12 protein-coding genes and 1 pseudogene are annotated in these 11,537 nt (G+C 62.7%); 10 read left to right on the forward strand and 3 right to left on the reverse strand.

The window, feature by feature from the left end; translation table 11 throughout:
* Complete coding sequence (locus X733_RS160395; RefSeq protein ID WP_023668211.1) at nucleotides 1-630, reverse strand: TetR family transcriptional regulator C-terminal domain-containing protein; 630 nt, start codon at nucleotides 628-630, stop codon at nucleotides 1-3.
* A 255-nt stretch (nucleotides 631-885) separates the two neighbouring features.
* Here X733_RS160395 and X733_RS160390 point away from each other — a divergent pair, with 255 nt between their 5' ends.
* The 5 genes and pseudogenes from X733_RS160390 (at nucleotide 886) to X733_RS160370 (ending at nucleotide 5,911) form a co-directional block, all read left to right on the forward strand.
* Nucleotides 886-2,214 (forward strand): aspartate aminotransferase family protein, encoded by a 1,329-nt coding sequence (locus tag X733_RS160390; protein WP_023817919.1) that lies wholly within the window; start codon nucleotides 886-888, stop codon nucleotides 2,212-2,214.
* A 69-nt stretch (nucleotides 2,215-2,283) separates the two neighbouring features.
* Nucleotides 2,284-3,528: pseudogene (locus tag X733_RS160385) on the forward strand (Zn-dependent hydrolase); the annotation flags it as partial.
* A gap of 157 nt (nucleotides 3,529-3,685) precedes the next feature.
* On the forward strand, nucleotides 3,686-5,137 hold the full coding sequence (gene hydA / locus X733_RS160380; RefSeq protein ID WP_023699634.1) for a dihydropyrimidinase: 1,452 nt from the start codon (nucleotides 3,686-3,688) through the stop codon (nucleotides 5,135-5,137).
* An 80-nt stretch (nucleotides 5,138-5,217) separates the two neighbouring features.
* Nucleotides 5,218-5,511 (forward strand): hypothetical protein, encoded by a 294-nt coding sequence (locus tag X733_RS160375; protein WP_245260981.1) that lies wholly within the window; start codon nucleotides 5,218-5,220, stop codon nucleotides 5,509-5,511.
* A 16-nt stretch (nucleotides 5,512-5,527) separates the two neighbouring features.
* Nucleotides 5,528-5,911, forward strand: a complete 384-nt coding sequence (locus X733_RS160370) for a hypothetical protein (protein WP_031193070.1) — start codon at nucleotides 5,528-5,530, stop codon at nucleotides 5,909-5,911.
* 17 nt (nucleotides 5,912-5,928) lie between these two features.
* On the opposite strand, the gene X733_RS160365 is transcribed toward X733_RS160370, so the two are convergent.
* Nucleotides 5,929-6,339 carry a cupin domain-containing protein gene (locus X733_RS160365; protein ID WP_023668218.1) on the reverse strand — a complete coding sequence of 137 codons (411 nt, stop codon included), beginning with the start codon at nucleotides 6,337-6,339 and terminating at the stop codon, nucleotides 5,929-5,931.
* Between the two features lie 104 nt (nucleotides 6,340-6,443).
* Between X733_RS160365 and X733_RS160360 the strand changes: the two genes are divergently transcribed.
* The 5 genes from X733_RS160360 (at nucleotide 6,444) to X733_RS160340 (ending at nucleotide 10,951) form a co-directional block, all read left to right on the forward strand.
* Complete coding sequence (locus X733_RS160360) at nucleotides 6,444-7,235, forward strand: ABC transporter ATP-binding protein (protein WP_023817922.1); 792 nt, start codon at nucleotides 6,444-6,446, stop codon at nucleotides 7,233-7,235.
* Nucleotides 7,236-7,299: 64 nt separating this feature from the next.
* Complete coding sequence (locus X733_RS160355) at nucleotides 7,300-7,836, forward strand: DUF559 domain-containing protein (RefSeq protein ID WP_023817923.1); 537 nt, start codon at nucleotides 7,300-7,302, stop codon at nucleotides 7,834-7,836.
* A 76-nt stretch (nucleotides 7,837-7,912) separates the two neighbouring features.
* Nucleotides 7,913-8,791, forward strand: a complete 879-nt coding sequence (locus X733_RS160350) for an ABC transporter permease (protein WP_023817924.1) — start codon at nucleotides 7,913-7,915, stop codon at nucleotides 8,789-8,791.
* The gene (locus tag X733_RS160345; RefSeq protein WP_023817925.1) at nucleotides 8,788-9,942 is read left to right on the forward strand and encodes an ABC transporter permease; all 1,155 of its coding nucleotides are present in this window, start codon (nucleotides 8,788-8,790) and stop codon (nucleotides 9,940-9,942) included. Before X733_RS160350 ends, X733_RS160345 begins: the two co-directional genes overlap by 4 nt.
* A gap of 37 nt (nucleotides 9,943-9,979) precedes the next feature.
* Nucleotides 9,980-10,951, forward strand: coding sequence for an ABC transporter substrate-binding protein (locus X733_RS160340; protein WP_023682178.1), 972 nt, complete (start codon nucleotides 9,980-9,982; stop codon nucleotides 10,949-10,951).
* A 48-nt stretch (nucleotides 10,952-10,999) separates the two neighbouring features.
* Here X733_RS160340 and X733_RS160335 read toward each other — a convergent pair whose 3' ends face one another.
* Entirely contained in the window at nucleotides 11,000-11,458 is a 459-nt protein-coding gene (locus X733_RS160335) for an Lrp/AsnC family transcriptional regulator (RefSeq protein WP_023690839.1), read from the reverse strand.
* Nucleotides 11,459-11,537 lie beyond the last annotated feature (79 nt).

Raw genomic sequence — 11,537 nt, forward strand, 5'->3', positions numbered from 1 at the left:
TCAGCCCTTCGGCTTCAGCCCATCAATGAACAACTGCTCCAGAAACCGCGCCGCATCCTCGAAGCGGCCGTCGCCGCCGCGATCGGGCCCAAGCACCGCGCGGACCTGGACATCGAAATCGGCATAGTGCTGCGTCGTCGCCCAGATCGAAAAGATCAGGTGCCAGGGATCGGTGCGGGCGATTTTTCCTGCGCGCATCCAGCCCTTGATGACGTTGGCCTTCTCGTCGACCAGCGTTTTCAGCTCACCCGCCAGCAGCGGCATGATGCGCGGCGCACCTTGCAGGATCTCGTTGGCGAACAGCCGGCTTTCCCTGGGAAAATCACGCGCCATTTCGAGCTTGCGCCGGATGTAGCTCCTGAGCTCGGTCAGGGGGTCGCCGATGTCGTCGAGTTCACGTAGCGGCGCCAGCCACGTCGCCAGCAGCCGCTCCATCAGCGTTTCGTGGATGTCTTCCTTGCGGCGGAAATAGTAGAGCAGGTTCGGCTTCGACATCCCGGCGGCCTCGGCGATCTGGTCGATGGTCGAACCGCGAAAGCCGTTGGCGGAGAAGACTTCGAGGGCTGCCTCCAGGATCAGTTCGCGCTTTTCCTGCTGGATGCGGGTGCGGCGAGGGGCTGAGCCTTCCATGGCGCCGCTCACCCCTGCAAGCCTTGGCCGCAGGGTTCATCTGGACCAATTCTCTGGACCAGTTTTTCTCTTACCCGTGGAGCGCACTTCGCAGGCCGCATTTCCGCTAGTAATCCCTTGACCGCCGACAGGGCGGTGCTAACGTTTGTCCAATCGGTCAAAAATTTGCGTAGCATGAAAACGCAGCAAAGACCAAGCTTTGGAAAGACCAAGCGTTAGCCGCACCGAAACAGGTTACAAGGGGAAGTCTTGGTCATGTCCAACCGGCTGAAAGTCACGCCGAACGATCTCAGCGCATTCTGGATGCCGTTCACGGCAAACCGGCAGTTCAAACAGGCGCCGCGCATGTTCGTTTCCGCCAAGGACATGCACTACACCACCAGCGACGGCCGCAAGGTGCTCGACGGCACCGCCGGCCTCTGGTGCGTCAATGCCGGCCATTGCCGTCCCAAGATCACCGAGGCGATCCAGCACCAGGCGGCCGAACTCGACTATGCGCCGGCCTTCCAGATGGGCCACCCGATCGTGTTCGAACTGGCAAACCGCCTGGTCGATCTCGCGCCCAAGGGCATGGACCATGTCTTCTTCACCAATTCCGGTTCGGAATCGGTCGAAACGGCGCTGAAGATGGCGATCGCCTATCACCGTGTGAAGGGCGAGGGCGCGCGCACCCGCCTGATCGGCCGCGAACGCGGCTATCACGGCGTCAATTTCGGCGGCATCTCGGTCGGCGGCATCGTCACCAACCGCAAGATGTTCGGCACGCTGCTCGGCGGCGTCGACCACATGCCGCACACGCATCTGCCGGAAAAGAACGCCTTCTCCAAGGGCGTGCCGGAATATGGCGCGGAACTCGCCAACGAGCTGGAGCGCATCGTTGCCCTGCATGACGCCTCGACCATCGCCGCCGTCATCGTCGAACCGGTCGCCGGCTCCACCGGCGTCATCCTGCCGCCGAAGGGCTATCTGCAGAAACTGCGCGAGATCTGCACCAAGCACGGCATTTTGCTGATCTTCGACGAGGTCATCACCGGTTTCGGCCGTCTCGGCGCGCCGTTCGCAGCGGATTATTTCGGCGTCACGCCCGACATCATGACCACCGCCAAGGGCGTCTCCAACGGCGTCATCCCGATGGGCGCGGTGTTCGTGAAGAAGGAAATCCACGACGCCTTCATGACCGGCCCCGAGCACATGATCGAGTTCTTCCACGGCTACACCTATTCGGGCAATCCGATTGCGTGCGCCGCGGCACTCGGCACGCTCGACACCTACAAGGAAGAGTGCCTGCTGACCCGCGGCGAGGAACTGGCGCCCTACTGGGAAGATGCGCTGCATTCGCTGAAGGACGAGCCGCATGTCATCGACATCAGGAATATCGGCCTGATCGGCGCGATCGAACTGGCGCCGATCGCCGGCAGCCCGACCAAGCGGGCCTTCTCGGCCTTCGTCAAGGCGTTCGAGCGCGGCGCGCTGATCCGCACCACCGGCGACATCATCGCGCTGTCGCCGCCACTGATCATCACCAAGGGCCAGATCAACGAATTGATCGACCATGTCAGAGAAGTGCTGAGGGCGATCGACTAATCTATCCAGCCAGTCGGGCGGCGGCGGGAACCGCCGCCCGGTTGGTTATATGAAATGAGAGGACTTTGAATGGCCGCCCCAGGCGAGAATCTGCGAATCAATTCAGACCGTTTGTGGGATTCCATCATGGAGATGGCGAAGATTGGCCCCGGTATTGCCGGCGGCAACAATCGCCAGACCGTGACCGACGAGGACGGCGAGGGACGGCATCTGTTCAAGCGCTGGTGCGAGGCGGCCGGGCTCGAAATGGGCCTGGACGAGATGGGCACCATGTTTGCCCGGCGGGAAGGTGCTGATCCCAGCCTGCCGCCGGTTTATGTCGGCAGCCATCTCGACACGCAGCCGACCGGCGGCAAGTATGACGGCGTGCTCGGCGTGCTCGGCGGGCTGGAGATCATCCGCTCGCTTAACGATCTCGGCATCCAGACCAGGCATCCGATCGTCGTCACCAACTGGACCAATGAGGAAGGCTCGCGCTTTGCCCCGGCTATGATGGCGTCCGGCGTGTTCGCCGGTGTGCTCGATCAGGCGGACGTGTATCAGCACACTGATAAACAGGGCAGGAAATTTGGCGAGGAACTGGAGCGCATCGGCTGGAAAGGCACCGAGAAAGTCGGTGATCGCAAGATCCACGCCTTCTTCGAACTGCATATTGAGCAGGGGCCGATCCTCGAGGACGAAGGCATCGACATTGGCGTCGTCACCCACGGCCAGGGCCTGAAATGGCTGCAGGTAACGCTGACCGGCAAGGAGGCGCATACCGGCTCGACCCCGATGCCCAAGCGCCGTAATGCCGGGCTCGGCATGGCTCGGGTCATCGAACTGGTGCACGAGATCGCCATGGACTACCAGCCCGACGCCGTCGGCGCGGTCGGCCACATGGAGGTGTTTCCGAACTCGCGCAACATCATCGCCGGGCGCACCGTCTTCACCATCGACATCCGCTCGCCCGAGAAGGAAGTGCTGGACGCGATGGATGGGCGCATACGCGAAGGCATCGACACGATCTGTGAGGCGCTCGACATCCAGTACAAGGTCGAGCAGGTCGGCGCTTTCGATCCGGTCACCTTCGATGCCGGCTGCGTCAAGGCGATCCGCGACGCCGCCGATCGGCTCGGCTATTCCCACCGCAACATCGTCTCCGGCGCCGGCCACGACGCCTGCTGGATCAACCGCGTTGCGCCGACCGCCATGGTGATGTGCCCCTGCGTTGACGGGTTGTCACACAACGAGGCTGAGGAAATCACCAAGGAATGGGCCGGCGCCGGCGCCGACGTGCTGTTCCATGCGGTGGTAGAGACAGCGGGGATCGTGGNAACGAGGCTGAGGAAATCACCAAGGAATGGGCCGGCGCCGGCGCCGACGTGCTGTTCCATGCGGTGGTAGAGACAGCGGGGATCGTGGCGTGAACTAAGATCTGTATTCAAAACGACGCTCACAAGAAGCGCGAAGAGAACAAGGGAACACGACAATGACCAAAGTCATCCGAAACGGCACCATCGTCACCGCCGACCGCACCTGGAAGGCCGATGTGCTGATGCAGCACGGCAAGATCGTCGCCATTGGCTCGAACCTGCATGGCGACCATGAGTTCGACGCCAGCGGCTGTTACGTCATGCCGGGCGGCATCGATCCGCACACCCATCTCGAAATGCCGTTCATGGGCACCTATTCGGCCGACGATTTCGAGTCCGGGACGCGTGCGGCCCTTTCCGGTGGCACCACGATGGTGGTCGATTTCTGCCTGCCGGCGCCGCAGCAATCGCTGCTGGAAGCGTTGCAGATGTGGGACAACAAGACCTCGAAGGCTGCCTGCGACTACTCCTTCCACATGGCGATCACCTGGTGGGGCAAGCAGGTGTTCGACGAGATGGCCACCGTCGTCGACAGAGGCATTACCTCGTTCAAGCATTTCATGGCCTACAAGGGCGCGCTGATGGTGGACGACGACGAGATGTACGCGTCGTTCCAGCGCTGCGCCGATCTCGGCGCGCTGCCGCTCGTTCATGCCGAGAATGGCGACGTGGTTGCGGCGCTGTCGCAAAAGCTGCTCGCCGCCGGCAATAATGGCCCCGAGGGACACGCCTATTCGCGGCCGCCGGAAGTGGAGGGCGAGGCGACCAACCGCGCCATCATGATCGCCGACATGGCCGGCGTGCCGCTCTATGTCGTGCATGTGTCCTGCGAGCAGAGCCACGAAGCCATCCGCCGCGCCCGCCAGAAGGGCATTCGGGTTTTCGGCGAGCCGCTGATCCAGCATCTGACGCTGGATGAAAGCGAGTATTTCGACAAGGATTGGGACCATGCGGCGCGCCGCGTCATGAGTCCGCCCTTCCGCAACAAGCTGCACCAGGATTCGCTGTGGGCCGGCCTGCAGGCGGGATCGCTGCAGGTGGTGGCGACCGACCACTGCGCCTTCACCACCAAGCAGAAGCGCAACGGCGTCGGCGATTTCACCAAGATCCCGAACGGCACCGGCGGGCTTGAAGACCGCTTGCCCGTGCTGTGGACGACGGGCGTCAACACCGGGCGGCTGACGATGAACGAGTTCGTCGCGGTGACTTCGACCAACATCGCCAAGATCCTCAACATGTATCCTAGGAAAGGCGCCATCGTCGAAGGCGCGGACGCCGACATCGTGGTGTGGGACCCCAGCGCCAAGAAGACCATCACCTCGAAGAAGCAGCAATCGGTGATCGACTACAACGTCTTCGAAGGTTTTGAGGTGACCGGCCTGCCGCGCTTCGTCTTTTCGCGCGGCGAATTGTCGGTCGAGGAAGCGGAGGTCAAGGCCAAGCCCGGCCATGGCGAATTCGTCGCCCGCGAGCCGAACGCGGCGGTCAACCGGGCTCTATCGACCTGGAAGGACATCACCGCGCCGCGCAAGGTCGAACGCACCGGCATTCCGGCGACAGGCGTTTGACGTTGCGGAGCCCGGGGGCGCTCATTTCACTGGTCGTGGCGATGGTGGTCGCTGGTCCGGCAACAGGGGCCGAGAGGCTGGTGGGCTTCTGGGGCAACGATGCCGGTTGTGTCTTTGCAAAGGCCGGCTTTCAGGGCCGCGACGATTATATCGTGCTGACCGCCGAGGGCATCGAGACCTATGGCAGCGGCTGCCGGTTCGCGCAGCAATTGACGTGGGCGCCGGGCACGCAATCGCTTGATGCGACCTGTTCCGCCGAGGGCGAGGCGGGGACGACGGCTGAAACCGTTGTGGTCACCAACAAGGGCGAGGGTGGTTTCTTCGTGACCATCCCCGGCCTCGAAGAAATGGGGCCGCTGCTGCCGTGTTCGTGATGTTGGTTTCGGGGGAATGAGTGTGCGTGGGTTGGTTCTATTCGTAGCGGTTCTTGCCGGGCTGGCTGCGGGTCAGGCCCATGCGGCAGGGATCGACCTGTCGAAACCCTATGGCGACAAATATGGCTGCATCAACCGCAACGGCCAGGAGGTCGCCGCCGATCGGATGCTGCTTTTGACCGACGAGGCGTTGATCACCGCCGCCAGCGCCTGCACCTTCACGGAGAAGCAAGCGCAGGCTGATGGTTCGCTGGTGGTGACGGCGACGTGCGAGGCGGAAGGCGAAGAAGGACAGGAGCCGACCAAATTCACCATCAAGCGCAGCGCCAAGAACGCCAAGAAGTTGACGGTCGCCGACGACGACGGCAATGTCATGGGCGAAGTGGCGCGGTGCAAATGACGGCAGTCCCGTCAGCGTCAGGCCACCAGCGCATCCAGTTCCGGCAACAGGACGACGCTTTCCTGTTCATTGGGATCGGTGCGGGCGATGACGGCCGAGGACGGGGCGTTGCTCAGATTGGCCGGCAGATGCGGTACGCCGGCCGGGATGTAGAAGAGGTCGCCGGCCTTGACGACGATGTGGTTCTCGAGCCTGTCGCCATACCATGTGTGGACCTCGCCCGAGAGCACATAGATCGCCGTCTCATGGCTTTCATGCAGATGCGCCTTGGCGCGGGCGCCAGGCGGCAGGGTGAGCAGATGCATGCAGATGCCGGACGAGCCGACCGTCTCGGCTGCAATGCCGGCAAAATAGGTCAATCCCTGCTTGCCTTCATAAGTGCTTTCAGGACGGATAAGGTGACAAGTGGGTTTGGGCGACATCGGCAAGGCTCCGGGCGTCGAGTGGGTGGGATTGGACGAGTGGAAAGCAACATCAACGCGAATGCAACGGCATTTCATCCTGGGCGGCTGCGAGAGGCAGGCAGCAAGCGATGACGGGAGAATCGCCAGCCGTCGTCTCGGCAAGCAGACTTGGCCTTACCTTTCAGACCAATGACGGTCCGGTAGAGGCGCTCTCCAATGTCGACCTGACCATCGGCAAGGGCGAGTTCGTCTCCTTCATCGGCCCATCGGGCTGCGGCAAGACCACCTTGCTGCGCGTCATCGCCGATCTGGAAAAACCGACATCGGGCACGATCTCGGTCAACGGCATGACGCCGGAACAGGCGCGCGAGAAACGCGCTTATGGCTACGTCTTCCAGGCGGCAGCCCTTTTCCCGTGGCGCACGATCGAGCGTAACGTGGCGCTGCCGCTGGAGATCATCGGCCTTTCGAGAGCGGAGCAGGCCGAGCGCATCAAGCGCACTATGGAGCTCGTCAACCTCTCCGGCTTCGAGAAGAAATACCCCTGGCAGCTTTCCGGCGGCATGCAGCAGCGCGCTTCGATCGCCCGCGCGCTCGCCTTCGACGCCGACCTGTTGCTGATGGACGAGCCCTTCGGCGCGCTGGACGAGATCGTGCGCGACCATCTCAATGAACAGCTTCTGGAATTGTGGGCGCGCACCAACAAGACGATCTGCTTCGTCACCCATTCCATCCCCGAGGCGGTGTATCTTTCAACGCGCATCGTCGTCATGTCGCCGCGCCCAGGTCGGGTTACCGACATCATCGAATCGACGCTGCCAAAGGAGCGGCCACTGGACATCCGCGAGACGCCGGAATTTTTGGCGATCGCGGCCAGGGTACGCGATGGCTTGAGGGCAGGGCACAGCTATGATGATTGAGGGGGCGAACGACCGGCTGGCTCCTCTCCCCAACGGGGAGAGGNCTTGAGGGCAGGGCACAGCTATGATGATTGAGGGGGCGAACGACCGGCTGGCTCCTCTCCCCAACGGGGAGAGGGTGGCCGGAGCGAAGCGGAGGTCGGGTGAGGGGGCGGCGCCGACGGATCCGACCAAGAGAAATGTCGGGGCAACCGCTCGCGCCCGAAAGCTGCGGTTTGACGAGACCGAAGCTGAATACCGGCTTTGGGGGGAATTGAGAGGACGTCATCTCAACGGCTACATATTTGTGCGGCAAGTGCCGCTCGGACCTTTCATCGCGGACTTCGTCTGCCGCGAGCAGGGGCTGATTGTCGAACTTGATGGCAGCCAACACGCGAATTCACTGACCGATCCCGCCAGGACAGCCTGGCTGAACGGACAAGGTTATTCGGTTCTGCGCTTCTGGAATCACGAAGTTTTGGCTGAGCGCCGAGCGGTCCTGGATACGATCTTGGCTTGTCTCGACGGAAAGATTTCTACCCCCTCACCCGACCTCCGCTTCGCTCCGGCCACCCTCTCCCCGCTGGGGAGAGGAGGGCGCCCCGCTGGCGAGGCGCGCTAGATGGACACCTTCCGCGAAAAACTCATCCCCGTGACCTCNGGGGAGAGGAGGGCGCCCCGCTGGCGAGGCGCGCTAGATGGACACCTTCCGCGAAAAACTCATCCCCGTGACCTCCATCCTCCTCGGCATGGTGGTGCTCTGGTATGTCTTCGCCGTCATCCTAAACGCGCCGTTCCAGCGCGACCTCGACCGGCGCGCCGGCGAAACCCATACCTTGAGCGAATTCATCGGCAAGACGCTGTCGCAGCCCAAGCCGACGCTGCCGGCGCCGCATCAGGTGGCGGTGAACTTCTTCGAGAACACCTTCCTGCGGCCCATCACATCGAGCCGAAGCCTCGTCTACAATGCCTGGGTGACCCTGTCGTCGACGTTGCTCGGCTTTGCCTTCGGCACGGCGCTCGGCATCGTCATCGCGGTCGGCATCGTGCATGTGGCGACGCTCGACCGCAGCCTGATGCCGTGGATCATCGCCTCCCAGACGATTCCCATTCTGGCGGTGGCGCCGATGATCATTGTCGTGCTGGGGGCGATCGGCATCAGCGGTCTGATCCCAAAGGCGATGATCTCGACCTACCTGTCGTTCTTCCCGGTGACGGTGGGCATGGTGAAGGGCCTGCGCTCGCCCGAACTCATGCATCTCGACCTGGTGCACACCTACAATGCCAGTGTCTCGCAGATCTTCTGGAAGCTGCGGGTGCCGGCCTCGGTGCCGTTCCTGTTCACCTCGATGAAGGTGGCGGTGGCGGCGAGCCTGGTCGGCGCCATTGTCGGCGAACTGCCGACCGGTGCTGTCGCCGGCATCGGCGCCAAGCTTTTGGCAGGTGCCTATTACAGCCAGTCCATCGACATCTGGTCCGCCCTTGTGGCGGGCTCGGTGGTGGCGGCCCTTCTGGTCATGGTGGTCGGCATAGCCGGGCGCCTCGTTGACCGCGCCATGGGCGGGAGGCCGGCATGAACTGGCTGAAGCCCTCCTGGCAAGCCGTGCTGGCGGTTGCGCTGTGCCTCGTCGCCGTCGCGCTCGGTGCGATGTCGAAGCCGGAAGGGGCCGCCCTTGCAGACCCGACGGCAAGCTTCGACTACCCCTATTTCGGGATAAAGACCCCGATGATCGGCCTGGCCGTGCTGGCAGGGCTGATCTCGATGATCAGAATTTCGCCGCTGGCCGAGGCTGCGGTGCTGTTCATCGGCGCTCATCTCGTCGCCTGGATGCTGATCTCGGGCATTACAGGTTTCGAAGGCACGGCATTGGCGCCGTATTTCCTGCTGCTCGCCGCTGCCTGGCTGCTGGCCTGGCGCTGTGTGGCGGTGCTGTCGGGGCTTCGCCCGATGGCAAAAGGGGCGCGGATGGCGCTGCGCCTCATCATCCCGGCGATCTTCGGCGCCTGGATCCTGATCATATGGGAAGCGGTGACTCGTGGCGCCGGCATTCCCTTCATCCTTTTGCCGCCGCCGAGCGCCATCGGTGTGCGCATCGCCAGTTCCCTGCCGGTGCTCGGCGCCGATATCAGGCAGACCATCTTCAAGGCGGTGATCTTCGGTTATGTCATCGGCAGCGGCGCCGGCTTCCTGGTGGCGATTGCGGCCGACCGCGTGCCGTTCCTGCGCCGCGGTCTGCTGCCGATCGGCAATATGGTCTCGGCGCTGCCGATCATCGGTGTGGCGCCAATCATGGTGATGTGGTTCGGCTTCGACTGGCCGTCCAAGGCCGCGGTCGTCATCATCATGACCTTCTTCCCAATGCTGGTGAACACGGTTGCCGGTCTTGCCGCCTCCGGCCATATGGAGCGCGACCTGATGCGCACCTATGCGTCGGGCTACTGGCCAACACTCTTGAAGCTCCGGCTGCCGGCGGCAGCGCCCTTCATCTTCAACGCGCTGAAGATCAACTCGACGCTGGCGCTGATCGGCGCCATCGTCGCCGAGTTCTTCGGCACGCCTGTGGTCGGCATGGGCTTTCGCATCTCGACCGAGGTCGGGCGGATGAACATCGATATGGTCTGGGCGGAAATCGCAGTTGCAGCACTGGCGGGTTCGGTCTTTTATGGCGTGGTCGCTCTCGTCGAGAGAGCCGTCACGTTTTGGCATCCCTCTGTCCGTGGTGGATAGGGCGGTGGGTTCGGGTGTTAACTTCAGAGGGTAAAACATGAAAAGACTGATCATTCCGATGCTGGCCGGCGCGATGTCGCTGGCCGCGTTCCAGGCAATGGCCGCCGACAAGGTGACCTTGCAGCTGAAATGGGTCACGCAGGCGCAGTTTGCCGGCTACTATGTCGCCAAGGCCAAGGGTTTTTATGAAGCCGAAGGCCTCGACGTCGACATCAAGCCGGGCGGTCCCGATATCGCACCCGAGCAGGTGATCGCCGGCGGTGGCGCCGACGTCATCGTCGACTGGATGGGCGGGGCGCTCGCCGCGCGCGAAAAGGGCGTGCCGCTGGTCAACATCGCCCAGCCGTTCAAGAAGGCCGGTATGGAGCTGGTCTGCCCGAAGGACGGCCCGATCAAGACCGAAGCCGATTTCAAGGGTCACACGCTCGGCGTCTGGTTCTTCGGCAACGAATATCCTTTCTACGCCTGGATGAACAAGCTCGGCCTGAAGACCGAAGGCGGCCCGGACGGCGTCACGGTTTTGAAGCAGAGCTTCGACGTGCAGCCGCTGATCCAGAAGCAGGCGGATTGCATTTCGGTCATGACCTACAACGAGTACTGGCAGCTGATCGATGCCGGCTACAAGCCGGACCAGCTCACCGTGTTCAACTACTCAGCGATGGGCAACGACCTGCTTGAGGACGGGCTCTATGCCTCGGAAGACAAGCTCAAGGATCCGGCTTTCGAAGACAAGATGGTGCGTTTCGTGCGCGCTTCGATGAAGGGCTGGAAATATGCCATCGACAACAATGACGAGGCCGCGGGCATTGTCATGGACGGCGGTGGCCAGGACGAAAACCACCAGAAGCGGATGATGAGCGAAGTCGCCAAGCTGATCGACAATGCCGACGGCAAGCTCGACCCGGCGACCTACGAGCGCACCGCCAAGGCGCTGCTCGACCAGAAGATCATCACCAAGGCGCCGACCGGCGCCTACACCACGGCCATCACCGACAAGGCGATCAAATAAGCCTGGCCAGGCAATTTCGACCTCGAGAGCGGCGCCTTTGACCCAATGTCAGAGGCGCCGTTCCTTTATGGTGTTCATGACGAAGCTGGTCTCAATCGAGGCGACGCATTTCAGCCGCGCGATCTTTTCCTTGATGAAGCGCTCGTACTGTTCGAGGCTGCCGGTCACCACCTTCAGCACATAGTCACGCGACCCGGTGACGAGGTGGCATTCCAGCACCTCCTCCCACCCGCGGATGGCGTCCTCGAACATGACGATCTCGTCCTCGTTCTGGCGGCTGAGCCGAACGGTGGCGATGGCGACCATGTTCCAGCCGAAGGCTGAGGGATCAACCAGCGTGGTATAGCCCCTGATGATGCCGGCCTCCTCCAGCCGGCGTACCCTCCTCAAACATGGCGACGGCGACAGGCCGATGCGCTCCGCAAGCTCATTGTTGGTGATGCGGGCGTCGGCCTGCAGCTCGCGCAGGATCTTGCGGTCGAAATCGTCGGCTATCTTCTGCTGCACTTTTGCTCTCGCTCGGCAATTTGTTGCCGGGATGCAGCCATGCGAGGCCGAAAATAGCAAGGACTGGTGGACCGGGATC

The organism is Mesorhizobium sp. L2C066B000 (assembly GCF_000502335.1).
In the GTDB taxonomy this organism is placed as follows: domain Bacteria; phylum Pseudomonadota; class Alphaproteobacteria; order Rhizobiales; family Rhizobiaceae; genus Mesorhizobium.

Excerpts from the sequence above, each read along its gene's own strand:
- X733_RS160395 (WP_023668211.1), bottom strand. The coding sequence starts at position 630 with ATGGAAGGCTCAGCCCCTCGCCGCACCCGCATCCAGCAGGAAAAGCGC.
- X733_RS160390 (WP_023817919.1), top strand. The coding sequence starts at position 886 with ATGTCCAACCGGCTGAAAGTCACGCCGAACGATCTCAGCGCATTCTGG.
- hydA (WP_023699634.1), top strand. The coding sequence starts at position 3,686 with ATGACCAAAGTCATCCGAAACGGCACCATCGTCACCGCCGACCGCACC.
- X733_RS160370 (WP_031193070.1), top strand. The coding sequence starts at position 5,528 with ATGAGTGTGCGTGGGTTGGTTCTATTCGTAGCGGTTCTTGCCGGGCTG.
- X733_RS160360 (WP_023817922.1), top strand. The coding sequence starts at position 6,444 with ATGACGGGAGAATCGCCAGCCGTCGTCTCGGCAAGCAGACTTGGCCTT.
- X733_RS160355 (WP_023817923.1), top strand. The coding sequence starts at position 7,300 with ATGATGATTGAGGGGGCGAACGACCGGCTGGCTCCTCTCCCCAACGGG.
- X733_RS160350 (WP_023817924.1), top strand. The coding sequence starts at position 7,913 with ATGGACACCTTCCGCGAAAAACTCATCCCCGTGACCTCCATCCTCCTC.
- X733_RS160345 (WP_023817925.1), top strand. The coding sequence starts at position 8,788 with ATGAACTGGCTGAAGCCCTCCTGGCAAGCCGTGCTGGCGGTTGCGCTG.
- X733_RS160340 (WP_023682178.1), top strand. The coding sequence starts at position 9,980 with ATGAAAAGACTGATCATTCCGATGCTGGCCGGCGCGATGTCGCTGGCC.